At 57.4% G+C, this 19021-nt stretch carries 17 protein-coding genes and 1 pseudogene; 8 read left to right on the top strand and 10 right to left on the bottom strand.

All coding sequences use genetic code 11. From position 1 onward, the window contains the following. Positions 1-102 precede the first annotated feature (102 nt). Both ACW9IR_RS11790 and ACW9IR_RS11785 read right to left on the bottom strand, forming a co-directional pair. Positions 103-498: pseudogene (locus tag ACW9IR_RS11790) on the bottom strand (transposase); the annotation flags it as partial. Next, positions 491-898 (bottom strand): hypothetical protein, encoded by a 408-nt coding sequence (locus tag ACW9IR_RS11785; RefSeq protein WP_457463302.1) that lies wholly within the window; start codon positions 896-898, stop codon positions 491-493. The gene ACW9IR_RS11785 and the pseudogene ACW9IR_RS11790, both read right to left, overlap by 8 nt. Before the next feature lie 98 nt (positions 899-996). Here ACW9IR_RS11785 and ACW9IR_RS11780 point away from each other — a divergent pair, with 98 nt between their 5' ends. The 3 genes from ACW9IR_RS11780 to rarD all read left to right on the top strand — a co-directional run bounded on the left by ACW9IR_RS11780 (position 997) and on the right by rarD (position 4139). Then, a complete protein-coding gene (locus ACW9IR_RS11780) occupies positions 997-1896 on the top strand; it encodes a LysR family transcriptional regulator (RefSeq protein ID WP_457463300.1) in 900 nt (299 codons plus the stop codon). A 68-nt stretch (positions 1897-1964) separates the two neighbouring features. Beyond that, positions 1965-2978: an aldo/keto reductase gene (locus ACW9IR_RS11775; protein WP_186616366.1), complete on the top strand. Its 1014-nt coding sequence runs from the start codon at positions 1965-1967 to the stop codon at positions 2976-2978. Positions 2979-3257: 279 nt separating this feature from the next. Beyond that, positions 3258-4139, top strand: a complete 882-nt coding sequence (rarD, locus tag ACW9IR_RS11770) for an EamA family transporter RarD (protein WP_110719193.1) — start codon at positions 3258-3260, stop codon at positions 4137-4139. Between the two features lie 177 nt (positions 4140-4316). Here rarD and hppD read toward each other — a convergent pair whose 3' ends face one another. Beyond that, positions 4317-5393 (bottom strand): 4-hydroxyphenylpyruvate dioxygenase, encoded by a 1077-nt coding sequence (hppD, locus tag ACW9IR_RS11765; protein ID WP_016984437.1) that lies wholly within the window; start codon positions 5391-5393, stop codon positions 4317-4319. A gap of 244 nt (positions 5394-5637) precedes the next feature. Then, positions 5638-6585 (bottom strand): DMT family transporter, encoded by a 948-nt coding sequence (locus ACW9IR_RS11760; RefSeq protein ID WP_457463296.1) that lies wholly within the window; start codon positions 6583-6585, stop codon positions 5638-5640. Between the two features lie 78 nt (positions 6586-6663). Between ACW9IR_RS11760 and ACW9IR_RS11755 the strand changes: the two genes are divergently transcribed. From ACW9IR_RS11755 to ACW9IR_RS11745, 3 genes are all read left to right on the top strand, one after another. After that, entirely contained in the window at positions 6664-7533 is an 870-nt protein-coding gene (locus ACW9IR_RS11755) for a LysR family transcriptional regulator (RefSeq protein WP_457463294.1), read from the top strand. Between the two features lie 118 nt (positions 7534-7651). After that, complete coding sequence (locus tag ACW9IR_RS11750; RefSeq protein ID WP_457463292.1) at positions 7652-9187, top strand: EAL domain-containing protein; 1536 nt, start codon at positions 7652-7654, stop codon at positions 9185-9187. A gap of 234 nt (positions 9188-9421) precedes the next feature. Then, complete coding sequence (locus ACW9IR_RS11745; protein WP_077573093.1) at positions 9422-9787, top strand: histone-like nucleoid-structuring protein, MvaT/MvaU family; 366 nt, start codon at positions 9422-9424, stop codon at positions 9785-9787. A 218-nt stretch (positions 9788-10005) separates the two neighbouring features. Here the strand turns inward: ACW9IR_RS11745 and ACW9IR_RS11740 are convergent, their stop codons facing one another. Then, a complete protein-coding gene (locus ACW9IR_RS11740) occupies positions 10006-10524 on the bottom strand; it encodes a DUF4946 domain-containing protein (RefSeq protein ID WP_150793425.1) in 519 nt (172 codons plus the stop codon). Between the two features lie 139 nt (positions 10525-10663). Between ACW9IR_RS11740 and gloA the strand changes: the two genes are divergently transcribed. Then, the gene (gloA, locus tag ACW9IR_RS11735) at positions 10664-11185 is read left to right on the top strand and encodes a lactoylglutathione lyase (RefSeq protein ID WP_102901879.1); all 522 of its coding nucleotides are present in this window, start codon (positions 10664-10666) and stop codon (positions 11183-11185) included. A 252-nt stretch (positions 11186-11437) separates the two neighbouring features. On the opposite strand, the gene ahpF is transcribed toward gloA, so the two are convergent. The 3 genes from ahpF to ACW9IR_RS11720 form a co-directional block, all read right to left on the bottom strand. Further along, positions 11438-13000, bottom strand: a complete 1563-nt coding sequence (gene ahpF / locus ACW9IR_RS11730) for an alkyl hydroperoxide reductase subunit F (RefSeq protein WP_095120931.1) — start codon at positions 12998-13000, stop codon at positions 11438-11440. Positions 13001-13124: 124 nt separating this feature from the next. Further along, positions 13125-13688, bottom strand: coding sequence for an alkyl hydroperoxide reductase subunit C (gene ahpC / locus ACW9IR_RS11725; protein WP_007912224.1), 564 nt, complete (start codon positions 13686-13688; stop codon positions 13125-13127). Between the two features lie 137 nt (positions 13689-13825). Continuing rightward, a complete protein-coding gene (locus ACW9IR_RS11720) occupies positions 13826-14764 on the bottom strand; it encodes a site-specific integrase (RefSeq protein WP_457463288.1) in 939 nt (312 codons plus the stop codon). 177 nt (positions 14765-14941) lie between these two features. On the opposite strand from ACW9IR_RS11720, the gene ACW9IR_RS11715 reads away from it, so the two are divergent. Then, a complete protein-coding gene (locus tag ACW9IR_RS11715) occupies positions 14942-15958 on the top strand; it encodes a DNA-binding protein (RefSeq protein ID WP_457463286.1) in 1017 nt (338 codons plus the stop codon). On the opposite strand, the gene gorA is transcribed toward ACW9IR_RS11715, so the two are convergent. Both gorA and ACW9IR_RS11705 read right to left on the bottom strand, forming a co-directional pair. Further along, positions 15955-17313 carry a glutathione-disulfide reductase gene (gene gorA, locus ACW9IR_RS11710; protein WP_008082669.1) on the bottom strand — a complete coding sequence of 453 codons (1359 nt, stop codon included), beginning with the start codon at positions 17311-17313 and terminating at the stop codon, positions 15955-15957. The two genes, ACW9IR_RS11715 and gorA, sit on opposite strands and share 4 nt — an antisense overlap. A 129-nt stretch (positions 17314-17442) precedes the next feature. After that, positions 17443-18948: an MFS transporter gene (locus tag ACW9IR_RS11705; protein WP_457463284.1), complete on the bottom strand. Its 1506-nt coding sequence runs from the start codon at positions 18946-18948 to the stop codon at positions 17443-17445. Positions 18949-19021 lie beyond the last annotated feature (73 nt).

The following is a 19021-nucleotide window of genomic DNA, read 5'->3' as shown; positions in this document are numbered from 1 at the left end:
CGCGCAAAGGGCGGCTGCCGTAGCAGCCTCCACTCTCGGCGAAAGACGCCTTGAGTTGCACAAGAACAGGACAACTCTGCCGAACAGGCGCATCAGCACGCTTCTGAGACTCATAGAAGCCTGAACGACTGATGCTCAGCAACCGACAGACATGTGCCACTGAGTAAGCCTTCTGTTGCAGCTGCCGAACCAGTCGATACCTTACTTCAGCTCGCGGGCAAAGAAGGCGGTAGCCTTTTTTAAGATGTCGTTATCCATCTTGAGCTGCCGATTTTCTTGTTCCAATTGCCGGATGCGCTGTTGCTCTGCCGTCAATGGCTTGCCGATTCCGGCCTGCCCCAGTTGCTCTGCCTCGTATTGCTGAACCCAGCGTCGAACGGCTGTCTCACCAATGTTCAGATCCTGGCAAACCTGTACAACGGTGAGTCCCTGATCCTTGATCATCTTCACGACTTGCAGCTTGAAGCTGTCGTCGAATGCCCTGCGTTTTTTAGTCATGAATAACTCCTCGATAGATGTATTTTCCACCTATCGGGGTGTCCGGGGAAATTAGACCACTGCAAATCACCAGACCACCCGGCATCTGCACAAAAATCTGCGCAACCCCCTCACCCGGCACCTGCGCCAGTTGATACGACAATCCACTGTCACGCACCCGCTGCAACACCGTTTCCGCCGGCTCATCGGTACGAAACGCGATGTGGCTCAATTCAGTGTCATCCGGCAACGGCCGCTCAATCACATGCACCACCGCGTGTTCATCCTGATACAGCCAACGCCCGGGAAACGGAAACGGTGGCCGACGGCCCGGCTTCAACCCGAGCAACTTGGCGAAATCGTCCTGCAAAGCCTGCCCATCAGCGGTATTGAACGCCAGATGATCAAATGTCCAGCTCATGCGCCGCTCCTGCGATAGTTGATTGATTGCAGTATCTGCCCTTGCCAATCACGAAAAAATCCCGCAAAAACGCAAAGATCTTTAAAGGATTTTTAGCAATGAGCTCGATTCTCGATCTGGAGATCTTCGTCCGTGTCGCCGATGCTGGCAGCATTTCCGCCGCTGCTCGCGCGCTGGAGCTGACGCCAGCCGCCGCCAGTATTGCGTTGAAACGCTTGGAAACCCGCCTCGCTATCCGTTTGTTCGCACGCTCCACCCGCAGCATTCGTCTGACTGAAGAAGGTCGGCGTTATCTTGAAAGCGTGCGCTTGGCACTGGCGGCGCTAGCCGAGGGCGAACAGGCACTCAAACAGCAAAGCGAAGGGCTGAGCGGCGTGTTGCAACTGGCTGCGCCGTCGGACTTCGGGCGCAATGTGTTGTTACCGTGGCTCGACGATTTCAAGCGTGAACATCCGAACATTCAACTGCAATTGTTGCTCAACGACCGGCACGCCGATCTGTTTCGCGAGACCGTCGATGTAGCGCTGCGCTTTGGCGTACCGAGCGATTCGACGCTGGTAGCATTGCCGATTCTGCCGCAACACCGCCGCGTCGCCTGCGCCAGCCCTGACTATCTGGCGCGCCATGGCACCCCGCAACATCCCAGTGAATTGTCCGGGCACAGCGCCCTGCTCTACCTGCGCAATGGCCGGCCCTACAACAGCTGGCGTTTCAGTCGCGGTGATGAAACGCAGGAAGTGGAAATCCACGGCGACTACCTCAGCGACGACGGCGAAGTCGCCCGCCGCTGGGCACTGACCGGGCATGGCATCGCCTACAAGGCTTGGCTCGACATTGCCCAAGACGTCCGCGCCGGGCGCTTGGTAACGTTGTTCGATGATTGGCAAGGTGAAAACGTGCCGTTCAATTTGCTGTGTCCGCATCGGGTTCAAGTGTCTGAACGGGTCAGGGTGTTGCAGGCGTTTCTGCAACAGCGCTGCGCAGGATTGAGCCAATAATTCACTTTGCCGCATCGCACGCTTCTGGTATTTGATTAACCCTTTCCCACCGACAAAAGGATTTCGGCATGAGCTTTCGCACACTCGGTCACTCAGGGTTACAGGTGTCCACCCTCACCCTCGGCACGATGATGTTTGGCGAGCAGACCAGCGCCGAAGATTCGCTGCGCATCATCAACAAGGCCTGGGATCAGGGAATCAATTTCATCGACACCGCCGACGTCTACACCAACGGCCGTTCCGAAGAGATCGTCGGTGAAGCGATTGCCCGTCATCGACATGAGTGGGTGCTGGCGACCAAGGTCGGTTTCGGCCCGGTGGACGGTGTGCCGAATCGCAGCGGTTTGAGCCGCAAACACATCTTCAATGGCATCGATGCCAGTCTGACCCGGCTCGGTACTGACTATCTCGACATCTATTACCTGCACCGTGAAGACCACAACACGCCGCTTGAAGTGAGCGTTTCGGCGATTGGCGATCTGATTCGTCAGGGCAAGATCCGCTATTGGGGTTTGTCGAACTATCGCGGCTGGCGGATTGCCGAGGTGATACGAATCGCCGATAAACTCGGCGTTGACCGTCCGGTGATCAGTCAGCCGCTTTACAACATCGTCAACCGTCAGGCCGAGACCGAACAGATCACGGCCGCGCAAACCTATGGCCTTGGCGTGGTGCCTTACAGTCCGCTGGCCCGTGGCGTGCTCAGTGGCAAGTACGCGCCGGACGCGACACCGGACGCCAACAGCCGCGCCGGGCGTCAGGACAAGCGCATTCTGGAAACCGAGTGGCGCGTGGAATCGTTGCGCATTGCCCAACAGATTCAGCAATACACTGAGCAACGCGGGGTCGGCATGGTCGAGTTTGCGATTGCCTGGGTGTTGAACAACGGCGCGGTCACATCGGCGATTGTCGGGCCGCGCACTGAGGCGCAATGGGATGCGTACACCCTGGCGCAAACGGTGAAGATTACGGCTGAGGATGAGGCGTTTATCGACTCGCTGGTAACACCGGGGCATTCATCGACACCTGGGTTCAACGATGTGAGTCATTTTGTGTCTGGGCGTAAACCGCGTTCGGCTTGAGATCCCTGCCCTCACCCTAGCCCTCTCCCGGAGGGAGAGGGAACCGATTGGGGGATATTGTGGCTACGCTTTTGCCTGAAACTTTCGTAGTGAATCCATAATCGACTCGATATTTCACGTCGCTGAATATCGTGAAGCATCCCAGGTCAGTCCCCTCTCCCTCAGGGAGAGGGTGAGGGTGAGGGACTTGTGTGGGGAATATTGACCACTTGGCCAATATTCAGCACAAAAACCACGTATCCTTCGCGCCCCGTTTGACCATCAACCCGCGAGGACAGTTTGTCTAAAGGTATCGCTCTATCGGTTTCAGCCTCGGTGCTGTTTGCCGTCATGTATTACTACACTTCGTTGCTCACGCCGTTGAGTGGCGTGGAGATCTTTGGCTGGCGGATGCTACTGACCGTTCCGTGCATGACCGTGTTCATGCTGGCGTCCGGGGAATGGCGGCGGGTGCTGGAGCTGGTTCGGCTGATGGCGGCAAAGCCGAAATTGATCGCAGGCCTGATCGTTTCGGCGGCCCTGCTCGGTGTGCAATTGTGGCTGTTCATGTGGGCGCCGCTCAACGGCTACAGCCTCGATGTTTCGCTGGGCTACTTCCTGCTGCCACTGGCGATGGTGCTGACCGGGCGTATTGCCTACGGTGAGAGCCTGTCGTATCTGCAAAAAGTCGCGGTGTTTTTCGCCAGCCTGGGCGTGCTCAATGAGCTGTATCAGGTCGGCGGCTTTTCCTGGGCGACGCTAGTGGTCGTGGTGGGCTACCCGCTGTATTTCGTGCTGCGCAAATTCCTGAAAACCGACAACCTCGGCGGCCTGTGGGTCGACATGACCCTGATGTTGCCGGTCGCGTACTGGTTCGTGCAGGGCGGCGAACAAGGCATGGCCGTGTTCGATCAATATCCGGGGCTGATGTGGCTGATTCCATTGCTTGGGTTGATCAGCGCGTCGGCGTTGGTGGTGTACATCATTGCCAGCCGTTTGCTGCCGTTCAGTCTGTTTGGCCTGTTGAGTTATGTTGAGCCGGTGTTGCTGCTCGGTGTGGCGTTGTTGCTCGGTGAGAGCATCAAGTCCGGGGAATGGCTGACATACATTCCGATCTGGCTGGCGGTTGTGGTGCTGGTCTTTGAAGGCTTCAAACATCTGATGCGGCAACGCCGCCCTTAAGCCCAACACAAAAAAATGTGGGAGCGAGCTTGCTCGCGAAAGCGGTGGTTCAGTCACCCTGGATGTTGAATGGGAGACCGCATTCGCGAGCAAGCTCGCTCCCACAGGACTTGTGTGAAACAAAAAATCCCGGCCCTGCATCTCTGCAGGCCGGGATTTTTTCAGTTCAGTGGCGGATTACTCGGTTGCAAGCACACCACGACGCACCTGGTCACGCTCGATCGATTCGAACAAGGCCTTGAAGTTGCCTTCGCCGAAACCATCATCGCCTTTACGCTGGATGAACTCGAAGAACACCGGACCCATCAGGGTTTCCGAGAAGATCTGCAGCAGCAGACGCTTGTCGCCCTGCTCCGAGGCGCCGTCGAGCAGGATGCCGCGCGATTGCAGCTGATCAACTGGCTCGCCGTGGTTCGGCAGACGGCCTTCGAGCATTTCGTAGTAGGTGTCTGGCGGCGCGGTCATGAAGCGCATGCCGATCTTCTTCAGTTGATCCCAAGTCTTGATCAGGTCGTCGGTGAGGAACGCGACGTGCTGGATGCCCTCGCCGTTGAACTGCATCAGGAACTCTTCGATCTGGCCCGCGCCTTTCGACGACTCTTCGTTCAGCGGGATGCGGATCATGCCGTCCGGTGCAGTCATCGCTTTCGAGGTCAGGCCGGTGTATTCGCCCTTGATATCGAAGTAACGGATCTCGCGGAAGTTGAACAGCTTCTCGTAGAAGTTCGCCCAGTAGGCCATGCGACCGCGATACACGTTGTGCGTCAGGTGGTCGATGATCTTCAGGCCGGCACCGACCGGGTTGCGATCAACGCCTTCGATAAACACGAAGTCGATGTCGTAGATCGAGCTGCCTTCGCCGAAACGGTCGATCAGGTACAGCGGCGCGCCGCCAATGCCTTTGATCGCCGGCAGGTTCAGCTCCATCGGACCGGTTTCGATATGAATCGGCTGAGCGCCGAGTTCCAGTGCGCGATTGTAGGCTTTTTGCGAATCCTTGACGCGGAACGCCATGCCGCACACGGACGGGCCGTGCTCGGCAGCGAAGTACGAGGCGACGCTGTTCGGTTCGTTGTTGAGGATCAGGTTGATCGCGCCCTGACGGTACAGGTGCACGTTCTTGGAGCGGTGGGTGGCGACTTTGGTGAAGCCCATGATCTCGAAGATCGGCTCCAGGGTGCCCGGCACCGGCGATGCGAGCTCGATGAATTCAAAGCCCATCAGGCCCATTGGGTTTTCGTATAAATCTGTCATGGTGACGCCTCATCATTCTTATCAAATTAACCTGGGTTATTTGTCAGTCTGCGAGGTCGGTGGGTGGCGCACAGGAGATGCCACGCACACTGCGGGCGAGGAAGTCACCGTAGATCAGTTGAAACCCGAATATCTTCATTGTCGACCCAAGGCTCTTGCGGGCGAGGCTTCTGCTGCCAGAAGACGATTATTATTGTATGCGTAACCCGATTCTACACAGCGTAAATAGGCTTGTCTGCTCTCTCTATAAAATCCGCTTTTTTGCGCCTCGCGCAAGGGGTTTGTTGCACAGGTAGATGCCGCTCAGGATCAGCGCACCGCCCATGCACATGGCCGCCGTGAGTTGCTCGCCCAGTAACAGCGCGCCAAGGATGACTGCCGTCAACGGGTTCAAAGCAATAAACACGGCGCTGCGCGTCGCGCCGATTTTACGAATGCCATCGTAGTAGCCGATGTAGGCCAGCGCCGAGCCGAGGACGCCGAGGTAAATCAGGCTCAACCATTGCGGCAGGCCGAGGTTATTCAGCTCCCCCCAGCTCAACTCGCCGCGTACCGCCGCCAGAAACCACAACATCAACGTGCCGATCAGGATCGAGTACGTCACGGTCTGCACTGGCCCCAGCGTCTGATTCAGCTCTCGGGAAAACAACGAATATACGCCCCATCCCATGACACAGCCGAGAATCAACAGATCACCGATCCATGCATCGGGCGTTGCAGCCAGTAATTGCGGATTGCGACTGACGATCACCAGACCGGCGCCGACAATACAGATCGCGATCCCGGCGACTTTCATCCGGCCCAGACGCTCTTTGAACAACCACCACGAGGCGAGACCGATCACTGCCGGGTTCAACGCGACGATCAACGAGGCGCGCGAGGCGTTGATGTATTGCAGGCCGTAAAAGAAGCACAGGTTGTAGAAGAAAATCCCGAAGAACCCCAGCAGCACCAATTCCAGCCACTGCCGAGGGGTCGGCCGCGCCAAGGGAATCCGCGCCAGCCACAAAAAGCCGAGCAGCGCCGCACTGGCCAGCAAAAAGCGCAGGCTGGCCGCGAAGGTCGGACTCAGGCTGCCGGCAAGAAAACGCCCGGCGACAAAGGTCCCGCCCCAGATCATGGTGACCGCCGCCAGTGTCAGGTAAACGGGTATGTCGGATGAAATTGTGTGCAGCTGCTCGGCGTTGCGCATGACGCTCCAGACCTAGGAAGTTGAGGAATGCCGTATCATTCACCTCATTCCCCATCATCGTAAAATGAGCAAATACTCATGACCCTTACGCAACTGGAGATTTTCTCGCTGGTCGCCGAACTGCGCGGCTTTACCCTCGCGGCCCATCGGTTGGGGATTTCACAGTCGGCGGTGTCCCACGCGATGAAATCGCTGGAGCAGGAACTAGGGGTCGAGCTGCTGCGTCGGCACCAGTCGGCAGTGGAACTCAGCGATATCGGCGAACAATTGTTGCTGCGTGCCCGCGCCATGCTCGGCCTGGCCAACACCTTGCGCCAGGAAGCCGCCGATGCTCGCGGGATGAAAAGCGGCACCTTGCGCATCGGCTCGTTCGGGCCAACTTCGTCGATCAAACTGTTGCCCAATATTCTGCGACGCTATCGAGAAGCGCATCCGGGCATCGAAGTGCACATCGATGAAGGCCCGGACCGTCAAGTGACTCAATGGTTGGAAGAACGGCGGATCGACATCGGCTTCGTAGCACTGCCCGAAGAGCGTTTCGACACGTTTGCCTTGCTCGAAGATCAGATGGTTGCCCTGCTCCCTATCAGCCATCCGCTGGCAGCACGGTCGGCGTTGAGCCTCAAGGACTTGTGCGACACCCCGTTCGTGCTGACCGAGGCCGGTTCAGCGGAACTGGTGTCGCGGTTGTTCACGGCCGCGCGTTTGCAACCGAACATTCGCTATCGCTGCTCGCAACTGCTCAGCACCCTCGACACGGTCAGCCGTGGCGATGCCATCACGATTGTTGCCGAAGGTTCATTGCCGGAGGAAGCAACGCCGCGCTACGTGAAGAGGCCGCTGTTGCCCGCCGTGCAGCGCCAGGTTGGACTTGCCGTCCTCGATCAGCGTCAGGCGTCACCCGCTACGCTGGCCTTTATCGAGCTGGCAACGCGGATGCAGCACTGATGAGCGGCGCGAGCGCCTTCTGCCATCTATCATCCCCTCTGGCTGATGTGTTTTTCAGCGGCGCGCCGTTATCCGGCCTGCATTCGAGAGCCCCACTCCATCGCGACAGGATGCGCCCATGCCGTTGACCGTCAGACCCCGCCGCAAGCGCAGCACCCGCATCGTTTTTACACTGCTCAGCGGTTTGCTTCCGGTGCTGCTGGGTAGCGCGATTCTTTATATGCAAGCCGAACGCACGCTGGAGCAAGGTTCAAGACAGACTGCCGAAGAGGCGTTGCGCCAATTCGAGTTGATGCTCGACAACACCGCCCAGGCCGCCCATCAATTGCTGCCACTGGCCGGCCAGACGTGTGAGAACGTCAAACTCGCGTTACGCGAGCAAGTCACTCGCCGCCCGTTCGTGCGCTCGACCAATCTGGTGTGGGACGACAACCTCTATTGCAGCTCGTTGTTTGGCGACTATAAAGAAGCCGTCAACGCAGGCGACTACAACCAGGGCAAGTTGTGGCTGATGAATGGCAACCCGGTGACACCCAACACCGCTCTGCTGGTCTATCGGCTCAGCGAAGGTCGCGGCGGTGCCCTGACAACACTGGACGGTTACCATCTAAGCAACATGTTGCGCCTGATCGGTCGGCACATGCTGCTGGTGTTGCAAGTGGGCGAAAACTGGCTGTCGGCCGACGGCAAAGTGCACAGTGGCGCCCTGCCCGCGTTGCCGATAGCGCAAAACAGCTTGGACTCCTCCCGTTATGCGTTCAGCGTTTCTGCGGGTTTCCCCGAGGGCGAAACCTGGCGCTACATGGCCGATGAGTATCCGCCGCTGTTCAGTCTGTTGATCTTTTTTGGCGTGGTATCGGGGGCCATCGGCCATGTCTTGCAGAAGCGCTCTGCGTCTCCGAGCCACGAGATGCTTCGGGCGCTCGAGGCAGGCGAGTTCATTCCTTACTTTCAGCCCGTGGTGCACGGCGACAGCAAGGCATGGTCGGGGGCCGAAGTGTTGATGCGCTGGGCTCATCCCAAAGAAGGCCTGGTGCGCCCGGATCTGTTTATTCCGTTCGCCGAGCATTCGGGGTTGATCGTGCCGATGACTCGCGCACTGATGCAACAAACCGCAGCGCTGTTAGGCCCATTGTCACCGACGTTCACCCCGCCGTTTCATATCGACATCAATATCACCGCGAGCCACTGCAAAGACCTGGAGTTGGTGGACGACTGCCGAACGTTCCTCGCCGCGTTCGCGCCCGACAGCATCAGCCTGGTACTGGAGTTGACCGAACGCGAATTGATCGAGCCGACCGACATCACCCGGCAATTGTTCGAGCAACTGCACGCGCTGGGCGTGAAGATCGCGATTGACGACTTCGGCACCGGCCACTCGAGCCTCGGTTACTTGCGCAAATTCAATGTGGACTTCCTCAAGATCGATCAGAGTTTCGTCGCCATGATCGGCATCGATGCGCTGTCCCGACACATTCTCGACACCATTATCGAACTGTCGGCCAAGCTTGATTTGGGTATTGTGGCCGAAGGTGTCGAAACTCAGGCGCAGGCCGATTATCTGACCGCACATCACGTCAACTTTCTGCAAGGCTACCTGTTCGGCAAACCGATGCCGGCGGCGGACTTCATCAGCGCATTAACTCACCATTAACTAAGCCGGATTAAGACGAGCGTACCGACCAGACGCACCAAATTGATACAAAAGACCGCTGTTGTTACATGAAGACAACATCAGGATTTACTCTTGGCGCATTAACTACTACAATTTTTTCAACCTGAGCAAGATTGGCAGGTGAGCCATTTATCACCGAGTCGCTTCAAGGCTCTTGGCTTACAGCTTTGTTTGCGGTTGGTATCAGCCAAATACACTATTGGAGTAAAGATATTGTCCAGACTCGCTGAATTTCGTGCAGCTGAAAAGGCCCTTCAGGAACAGCTCAAGCAGCTGGAATCGCTGAAGAACGATGCCGGGCTCAAGAAAGAAATCGAATTCGAAGAAAAGCTCCAGGGGCTGATGAAACACTACGGCAAAGGCCTGAAAGACATCATCGCCATTCTCGATCCGAACCCGGCAAAATCCGGTCTGCAGACCTCTGCAGCACCTAAAACCCGCCGCGCTCGCGTGGTCAAGGTTTATCACAACCCGCACACCGGTGAACTGATCGAAACCAAGGGCGGCAACCATCGCGGCCTGAAAGCCTGGAAGGAACAATACGGTGCAGCTACCGTTGATTCCTGGTTGCGCGGTTAATCCGACGCCAACAAAAAAGCCCTGCATGATGCAGGGCTTTTTTATTGACAATATCTAACAAATGAAATGAATTTCATCTAACAATTTTGACTTTTCTGTAACGTGGCTGAGTCAGATAGCTAAACATTTTGCTGCGCAATGTTGCGATCGCAGCCCTGCGTTAAACTTTGTGCTTAATCCCTTCGGGTATCTAATCAAGCCATGAAGAGTACAGCGACTTAAAGTTTCAAGCTGTTTCTCACCGCCACTATCTCGTCTGCGCTCGCCTTATAAACCTCTGCCTGTCCGGCGTAGGAAAGAACATAAGCCTTGTCCGCCTCGACCGCCGCGACCAAGGTTTGCGACAACACATGCCGACCGTTTTCGGTGATCGTGCAAGTGGTTTCCAGTGCTGACAAAGTACCCAGCGTGGCCGGATGCACTTTGTTGCAGACACTTTGGTAGCCACCCTGGAAGAAGTCCTTCTGTATCGACTTGCGCATCTCCAGCAGCACGCCTTGCAGGTTGACCTGATGCCCCTTCTCAACCTGAGTCATGGTCAATTCCATCACCATCACCTGATTGCCATCGGCGTCGTTCTTGACCCCACGCTGGCGGAAAACCTGCGCAGTCGCCTCAGGCAGCGCCTCGACTTGCCAACCGGCAGGCCAGGTGATGCTCGGCTCGTCCGCTGACGCGCAGACAGCCACAAGCGACAATAAAGAAAAAACAAACACGGATTTGAACAGTCGGATCATTGCCGGACGCACTCGCAGATTGAGCGGTAAAGTCTGAGGCTCGCCCGCACGCAGGGCAAGTCTGCCCTTTCATTTGGCGATGCCGGCAGGCATGCGTATCATTGCGTCCATTCACTCGCCCATAGTTATTGGAGGGCCCATGAGCCTGCACGAACTCAACACTTTCCCCGGCGTCACCGCCACGCCAGACAGCGCAACCCGTAATTTTGTCTTCAACCACACCATGTTGCGTGTCAAAGACATCAGCAAATCCCTGGACTTCTACACCCGCGTGCTGGGTTTCTCGCTGGTTGAGAAGCGTGACTTCGCCGAGGCCGAGTTCAGCCTGTACTTCTTGGCATTGGTCGACAAGGCACAGATTCCTGCTGACGCCGCTGCGCGCACCGAGTGGATGAAGTCGATTCCAGGCATTCTGGAATTGACTCACAACCACGGCACCGAGAACGACGCCGATTTCGCCTATCACAACGGCAATACCGATCCGCGTGGTTTTGGCCACATCTGCATTTCGGTTCCGGATATCGTGGCAGCGTGCGCACGCTTTGAAGAGCTGGGTTGCGACTTTCAGAAGCGCCTGACCGATGGTCGTATGAAAAGCCTAGCCTTCATCAAGGACCCGGATGGTTACTGGGTCGAGATTATTCAGCCTGCGCCGCTGTAAAAGCAAAAGCCCCTCACCCTAGCCCTCTCCCAGAGGGAGAGGGGACTGATTGGGGGATATTCAAGAATTCCGCCGACGTGAAAGATCTTTACCGAATCCATAATCGACTCGGTCATTCAGGTCGATGGACAGCGCCAGACACCTCGGTCGGCTCCCTCTCCCTCGGGAGAGGGCTGGGGTGAGGGGCGGCATTGCACACGCAATAAAAAAACCCGTGATCGCTCACGGGTTTTTTCATTTCTGGCCTGACAGTTATGCCGGAGCCGAAGTGCGGATCAAGTGATCAAATGCACTCAACGAAGCCTTCGCGCCCTCGCCCACCGCGATCACGATCTGCTTGTAGGGCACAGTCGTCACATCACCGGCAGCGAAGATCCCCGGGATCGACGTCTCACCACGGTTATCGACAATGATCTCGCCACGCGGCGACAGTTCGATGGTGCCCTTCAGCCAGTCGGTGTTCGGCAGCAACCCGATCTGCACGAAAATCCCTTCCAGCTCGACAGTGCGCAACTCATCAGTATTGCGATCCTTGTAACGCAGGCCGTTGACCTTCTCGCCATTACCGGTGACTTCAGTGGTTTGCGCACTGGTGATCACGGTGACGTTCGGCAGGCTGTGCAGCTTGCGTTGCAATACGGCGTCGGCACGCAATTGTACGTCGAACTCCAGCAGCGTTACGTGCGACACGATCCCGGCCAGGTCGATGGCTGCTTCAACGCCGGAGTTACCGCCGCCAATCACCGCCACACGCTTGCCCTTGAACAGCGGACCGTCGCAGTGCGGGCAGTACGCCACGCCTTTGTTGCGGTATTCCTGCTCGCCCGGCACGTTCATTTCACGCCAGCGCGCACCGGTCGCCAGAATCACGCTTTTGGCTTTAAGGGTGGCGCCGCTGGCAAAGTGAACTTCGTGCAACTCGCCGTTCTTGCCCGGGATCAGCTTGTCGGCGCGTTGCAGGTTCATGATGTCGACGTCGTACTGCTTGACGTGTTCTTCCAGCGCCGTGGCCAGTTTCGGCCCTTCGGTTTCCTGCACGGAAATGAAGTTCTCGATCGCCATGGTGTCGAGCACCTGACCGCCGAACCGCTCTGCGGCGACGCCAGTGCGAATACCTTTACGTGCAGCGTAAATTGCGGCCGAAGCACCCGCCGGGCCACCGCCGACGACCAACACATCAAAGGCTTCTTTGGCGCTGATCTTCTCGGCCTGACGCTCGATCGCGCCGGTATCGAGTTTGGCGAGAATTTCTTCCAGGCCCATGCGGCCCTGACCGAAGTTTTCACCGTTCAAGTAGATGCTCGGCACGGCCATGATCTTGCGATCGTTGACTTCGTCCTGGAACAGCGCGCCGTCGATAGCGACGTGGCGGATGTTCGGGTTGAGTACGGCCATCAGGTTCAGCGCCTGGACCACGTCCGGGCAGTTCTGGCAGGACAGCGAGAAGTACGTCTCGAAGCTGAACTGGCCTTTGAGCGAACGGATCTGCTCGATCACTTCAACACTGGCTTTCGATGGGTGGCCGCCGACTTGCAGCAAGGCCAGCACCAGCGAGGTGAATTCGTGCCCCATCGGGATGCCGGCGAAACGCAGACTGATGTCAGCGCCCGGACGGTTGATCGAGAACGATGGCTTGCGCGCATCGTCACCGCTGTCGATCAAGGTAATTTGGCTCGAAAGACTGGCAACGTCTTTCAGCAGTTCCAGCATTTCACGGGATTTCGCACCGTCGTCGAGGGAAGCAACGATCTCGATCGGCTGGGTGACCCGTTCCAGGTACGATTTCAACTGGGCTTTAAGATTGGCGTCCAACATACGGGCGATTTCCTTTATTTGAGGCGAAAAAAAGCCCGAGCGAATCTCGCCCGGGCATTTTTATGGGGCGGTGCAGCTAACTTAAGTAGGTGCGGAAATCCGCCCCGAGTTGCGTGTCACAGACTTAGATCTTGCCGACCAGGTCCAGGGACGGCGCCAGAGTGGCCTCGCCTTCTTTCCACTTGGCTGGGCAAACTTCGCCAGGGTGAGCAGCAACGTACTGAGCAGCCTTGATCTTGCGCAGCAGCTCGGAAGCGTCACGGCCAACGCCGCCATCGTTCAGTTCAACGATTTTGATCTGGCCTTCAGGGTTGATCACGAAGGTGCCACGGTCAGCCAGGCCAACTTCTTCGATCAGCACGTCGAAGTTGCGGGAGATGGCGTGGGTCGGGTCGCCGATCATGGTGTATTCGATTTTGCCGATGGCTGGCGAAGTGTTGTGCCAGGCAGCGTGAGCAAAGTGGGTGTCGGTGGAAACGCTGTAGATCTCTACGCCGAGTTTCTGGAAGGCAGCGTAGTTGTCAGCCAGGTCTTCCAGCTCGGTTGGGCAAACGAAGGTGAAGTCGGCTGGGTAGAAGAACACGACCGACCACTTGCCTTTCAGGTCAGCGTCCGAGACTTGAACGAAGTCGCCGTTTTTGAACGCGGTAGCTTTGAACGGTTTTACTTGGCTGTTGATGATAGGCATTGATGACTCTCCGTCAGGGGTTATGAAGTTGATGGGTGAATCCTACCCACTCACTCGACGGATGGCTCATTGGCAAACCTGATGCTGCTGATTTGTTTTCGCTATTAGCTGACTGTATTAATAGAAGAAAACGATATCTACGACGAAGCCGGGTTATCCGTAATCCGAGCCATCCCTTGGAATGGGCTGGCTTCAACATAGCGCATGGCGGACTTCATATCCTTCCAGCCGACGTAACTCATCAGGGATTTCAGATCCCAGCCGCTTTGGTGTGCCCACGTAGCGAAGCCACGGCGCAGGGAGTGGCTGGTGTAGTTTTCGGCGGCAATGCCGGCACGCTGCAATGCCTGACGCAGCAGAGGAATGATGCTGTTGGCATGCAACCCCTCCTCGCTCAGGTTGCCCCAACGGTCGATGCTGCGAAAAACCGGGCCACGCACCAGCGCCGCTTCGGTGATCCAGTCGATGTAGGCCTGCACCGGGCACAGCTTGAGCAGCGCCGGGGCTTGATAGGTCTGCCCGAGGTTTTCCCGATCGCCCTTGCTGCGTGACAGATACAGGGTGATGCCCTTGCCGGCATGCGCCTGCACATGCTCGATCTGCAAGCGACACAGCTCATCGCTGCGGAAGCCGCGCCAGAATCCCAGCAGGATCAATGCGCGATCGCGGTAAGCCTTGAGCAATAACGGGCGATCCTGCTGCTCCTTTGCGGTTTGCACTTCCTGCTCGAGCCAGTCGATGACGCGCTGCAAATCCTGCAACTGCAATGGTTCGGCCTGTTTCTCTTGCGCTGGATGCAATGCGCGAATCCCTTTGAAGACCTTGCGCACCACTGGCGCCTTGGTCGGATCAGCAAACCCTTGGCTGTTGTGCCATTGCGCCAGCGCCGACAGACGCAGTTTCAACGTATTGATCGACAGTTCTTCGGCGTGCGCCACCAGATACCGCGCGACGCTGTCGGCCGTCGCCGGCAAGAACCCGCCCCACTTCACTTCGAAATGCTCGATGGCCGCGCGATAGCTGCGGCGAGTGTTGTCACGGGTGGCGGCTTGCAGATAGCGATCCAGATCGCTCATGGGCTGTTTTCTCGCTGGCGTACTGAGACAGGGATGCAGAAGCGCATTTTGCCGCCTGACACTGGGTAATACCAGTATATCCCGTGTCTTTATTATCAAAGGTTTACCTTTATTTTCTGAATGGTACACTGCGTACTTTAGTGGCATGTACCACAGTACGTAACCGTAGGAGTTCACATGGCCCGTGGCGGCATTACCAAAGCCCTGGTGCAGATCGCGCGCACAGCAATCCTCGCCCGTGGCGAACACCCGAGCATCGATGCAGTACGCATTGAAATGGGCAACACCGGCTCGAAAACCACGATCCATCGTTATCTGAAAGAGCTGGATGACGGCGCTCAGCCCATTGAAGCCTCGGCTGAGCCCATCGATGACGAGCTGACCGCCCTCGTCTCGCGCCTCGCCCAGCGCCTCAAAGAACAGGCGCAAGAGCCTATCGAGCAGGCCCGTGAGCAGTTCGAGGAACAGCGCGAAGCACTGGAGTCGGAGCTGAACCAGACTCGTCAGGCACTGGAAAAGCTCGAACACGAGCACGACATTCAAGGCGCCGCACTGGAGCGTGAGTCCGAAGCGCTTGGTAACACACGGTCGATGCTGCAAACCGAGCAAACCCGCAATGCCGGGCTCAATCAGGCATTGGCCGATTTTGAATTGCGCTTGCAGGACAAGGACGAGCAGATCCGCTCGCTGGAAGAAAAACACCTGCATGCCCGTGACGCGCTGGAGCACTACCGCAACGCCGCCAAGGAGCAGCGCGAGCAGGAACAGAGCCGTCACGAAGCACAGGTGCAGCAGATTCAGGCCGAGTTGCGTCAGGCGCAGCAAAGTGCACTGGTCCGCCAGGACGAGATCACGCAACTGCACCGCGACAACGAACGCCTGCTCACGGAAAACCGTGGCACTCAACGCGAACTGAGTTTGTTGCAGGATCAGCTCAAGCAGAGCAATCAGCGTCAGGATCAACTGCTCGAACAAGCGACCCGCGTCGACAGCGAGCGCACCCTCCTCCAGGAACGCCTGCGCGTTGCGACACTGGAAAGCCAGACGCTCAAACAGAACGTCGAGGAGCAGACGCTGCTCAACCAGTCACTGGAAAAGGAATTGAACAAGGCTCAAGCAAGCCTGGAAGAAAGCCAGCGTCTGGCAGCTACCATTGCGGCAGCGCCAGACTCAGCCAAACCGAAAGACGCTTAAGCGCCGACCGGCGTACGCATGGTGACAAACTCTTCGGCGGCCGTCGGGTGCACCCCGATCGTGTCGTCGAAGTCGCGCTTGGTCGCGCCAGCCTTCAACGCAATCGCCAACCCCTGAACGATCTCGCCTGCGTCCGGGCCGACCATGTGGCAGCCGAGGACTTTGTCGGTCTTGCCGTCAACCACCAGTTTCATCAGGGTTTTTTCCTGGCACTCGGTCAGGGTCAGCTTCATCGGCCGGAAACGGCTTTCGAAGATCACTACATCGTGGCCAGCTTCGCGCGCTTCTTCTTCGGTCAAACCGACCGTGCCAATGTTCGGCAGGCTGAACACCGCCGTCGGGATCATCTTGTAATCCACCGGACGGTATTGCTCTGGCTTGAACAGACGCCGCGCCACCGCCATGCCTTCAGCCAATGCCACCGGCGTCAGTTGCACGCGACCGATGACGTCGCCCAGCGCCAGAATTGACGGCTCGCTGGTCTGGTACTGCTCGTCAACTTTGATGAAACCTTTGTCGGTGAGCTGCACATCGGTGTTTTCCAGCCCCAGATTGTCCAGCATCGGACGCCGACCCGTGGCGTAGAAAATGCAATCCGCCTCCAGCTCACGACCATCTTTAAGCGTGGCTTTCAAGCTGCCGTCAGCCTGTTTGTCGATACGCGCAATGTCGGCGTTGAACTGCAGATCCAGACCGCGCTTGGTCAGCTCTTCCTGCAAGTGCTTACGCACCGAACCATCGAAACCACGCAGGAACAGATCACCGCGATACAGCAGCGTGGTGTTCGCGCCGAGACCGTGGAAAATCCCGGCAAACTCGACCGCGATGTAACCGCCGCCAACCACCAGCACACGCTTTGGCAGCTCCTTGAGGAAGAACGCTTCATTGGAACCGATCGCGTGCTCGCGCCCCGGAATCTCCGGAATCTGCGGCCAGCCACCGGTAGCAATCAGAATGTTCTTCGCGGTAAAGCGCTCGCCATTCACCTCAACCTCATGCGGGCCAACGATCTTCGCGTGCGCCTCGTGCAAGGTCACACCACTGTTGACCAGCAGATTGCGGTAAATGCCGTTGAGGCGATTGATCTCGCGATCCTTGTTGGCGATCAGCGTCGCCCAATCGAAATTCGCTTCGCCCAGGCTCCAGCCAAAACCAGAGGCCTGCTCGAAGTCTTCGGCGAAATGCGCGCCGTACACCAGCAACTTTTTCGGCACACAGCCAACGTTGACGCAGGTCCCACCCAGATAACGACTCTCCGCCACCGCCACTTTCGCGCCGAACCCGGCCGCAAAACGCGCAGCACGCACACCGCCGGAACCGGCACCAATCACATAAAGGTCAAAATCGTAGGCCATTTCTATCTCCTCGGCAGGGGATCAGCATACCTGCAGACGGTTATTGAGCAAGTCTCTACAGCATGTAGATCAGCAACACCGTGGAGTTTTACCTTCAGCTTTTGATCAATGACATTCTGCCGATTCAACTTATGGCAACCGCAACGTACACCAAGCAATCAGAATCGCCATAAGCGCCAGACTGAAGGCGACCCAAGAAACCAATTCGATTCCGCCTTCAAATGCACTTCCCGCCTGCTGCATTAATTGTTGCGCCTGATTACCCGCCAAACCGGCCGCCACATGATGAGCGCCCGACAGCGTTTCACTTGCCAGCGTCGCCTGAATATCACTCAAAAACGCTGGAAGCTGCAGGCCAGTACGATAGTAGGCCGTGACCAGGCCGCCGAGCAGAGTCGTCCCCAACACCACGCCCACTTCATAGGCCGTTTCACTGATGGCGGAAGCTGCACCTGCCTTTGCCGGAGGCGCGGCCGACAAAATCACGTCATTGGACACCGTCGCAATAGCGCCCACTCCGACATTCAACAATGCAAACGCCGCTACCAACACCGCGAGACTGCTGCCGATGCTCGCCACCAGCAAAAACGCCGCACCAGCGAAGGCCATCAGGACCGGTATCAGCACATGCACAGGCATACGCTGCGCGACCGGCACCACCGCCATTCCAACCACGATCGCCATAATTTGCCCCGGCACCAAAGCCAGACTCGCGCTCAGAGGCGACATCTGCAGGACAATCTGCAGATACTGTGTCGTAAAGAAAACGAAACCGATGAGGAATGCAAGGCTCATCAGATTGATCAAAACAGACCCGCTGAAGGTGCCACTGCGAAACAGGGTCATATCTATCAGGGGCACAGGAAGACGCAACTGTCGCCTTACGAACATCCAGCCCGCCATTGCACCGACCAAAAAGGTGGTCAGCACTGTCCCATCGACCCCGTCACTGGCGCCATGCTTGATGCTGTAAACGATGCCTCCCAGTGCGACCATCGACTGGAGGATGCTGATAGGGTCCAGCGGACCCGACACTTCACGCTCTGACTCAGGGAGTAACAGCGGCCCCAACACCAACAATGGAATCAGGACGGGCACCGCCAACAGAAAAATCGCGCCCCAATCAAAGAACTGCAGCAACACCCCACCCACCAAAGGCCCCAGTGCCGAGCCGACGGTCAATGTCGTTGCCCAGATCGCTACTGCCAGTCTGCGCTCTTCTCGATCCTCAAATACCGAACGTATCAATGCCAGCGTGGAAGGCATCAGCATCGCGCCGAAAATCCCCATACAAGCCCGCCCGATAATCAGTTGCATGGCCGTTTCGGAATACGCGGTCAACACCGAGACCAGCGCAAACCCGAGCGACCCGACAAGCAGTAACTTACGGTGCCCCACCCGATCACCCAGGCTACCCATCGACACCAGCAGTCCGGCGAGCACCAACGAGTAGGCGTCGATCATCCACAGCTGTTGACTGGCACTCGGGCGCAAAGCTTCGGCGATTTTGGGTAATGCGAAACCCAGTACGGTGTTATCAACGGTTACCAGTAGCACTGGCAACATCAACACGCCGAGGCCGAACCAGCGCGTAGATTTTGCCTTGGTATTTGTAACCTGATGAGTAAGCGGCACCGGCAAATTCCTTATGCTGCAATCTTGATTCCGCTGACGTGTTCAGACAGTCGCGAAAGTTTTACCTGCGCAC

It is taken from the genome of Pseudomonas sp. SDT291_1_S447 (genome assembly GCF_054070155.1).
The sequence above is the reverse complement of the archived record's forward strand: the minus strand, read 5'-3'. Positions and strand labels throughout refer to the sequence as shown.

Excerpts from the sequence above, each read along its gene's own strand:
- ACW9IR_RS11785 (WP_457463302.1), bottom strand. The coding sequence starts at position 898 with ATGAGCTGGACATTTGATCATCTGGCGTTCAATACCGCTGATGGGCAG.
- ACW9IR_RS11780 (WP_457463300.1), top strand. The coding sequence starts at position 997 with ATGAGCTCGATTCTCGATCTGGAGATCTTCGTCCGTGTCGCCGATGCT.
- ACW9IR_RS11775 (WP_186616366.1), top strand. The coding sequence starts at position 1,965 with ATGAGCTTTCGCACACTCGGTCACTCAGGGTTACAGGTGTCCACCCTC.
- hppD (WP_016984437.1), bottom strand. The coding sequence starts at position 5,393 with ATGACAGATTTATACGAAAACCCAATGGGCCTGATGGGCTTTGAATTC.
- ACW9IR_RS11760 (WP_457463296.1), bottom strand. The coding sequence starts at position 6,585 with ATGCGCAACGCCGAGCAGCTGCACACAATTTCATCCGACATACCCGTT.
- ACW9IR_RS11755 (WP_457463294.1), top strand. The coding sequence starts at position 6,664 with ATGACCCTTACGCAACTGGAGATTTTCTCGCTGGTCGCCGAACTGCGC.
- ACW9IR_RS11750 (WP_457463292.1), top strand. The coding sequence starts at position 7,652 with ATGCCGTTGACCGTCAGACCCCGCCGCAAGCGCAGCACCCGCATCGTT.
- ACW9IR_RS11740 (WP_150793425.1), bottom strand. The coding sequence starts at position 10,524 with ATGATCCGACTGTTCAAATCCGTGTTTGTTTTTTCTTTATTGTCGCTT.
- gloA (WP_102901879.1), top strand. The coding sequence starts at position 10,664 with ATGAGCCTGCACGAACTCAACACTTTCCCCGGCGTCACCGCCACGCCA.
- ahpF (WP_095120931.1), bottom strand. The coding sequence starts at position 13,000 with ATGTTGGACGCCAATCTTAAAGCCCAGTTGAAATCGTACCTGGAACGG.
- ahpC (WP_007912224.1), bottom strand. The coding sequence starts at position 13,688 with ATGCCTATCATCAACAGCCAAGTAAAACCGTTCAAAGCTACCGCGTTC.
- ACW9IR_RS11720 (WP_457463288.1), bottom strand. The coding sequence starts at position 14,764 with ATGAGCGATCTGGATCGCTATCTGCAAGCCGCCACCCGTGACAACACT.
- ACW9IR_RS11715 (WP_457463286.1), top strand. The coding sequence starts at position 14,942 with ATGGCCCGTGGCGGCATTACCAAAGCCCTGGTGCAGATCGCGCGCACA.
- gorA (WP_008082669.1), bottom strand. The coding sequence starts at position 17,313 with ATGGCCTACGATTTTGACCTTTATGTGATTGGTGCCGGTTCCGGCGGT.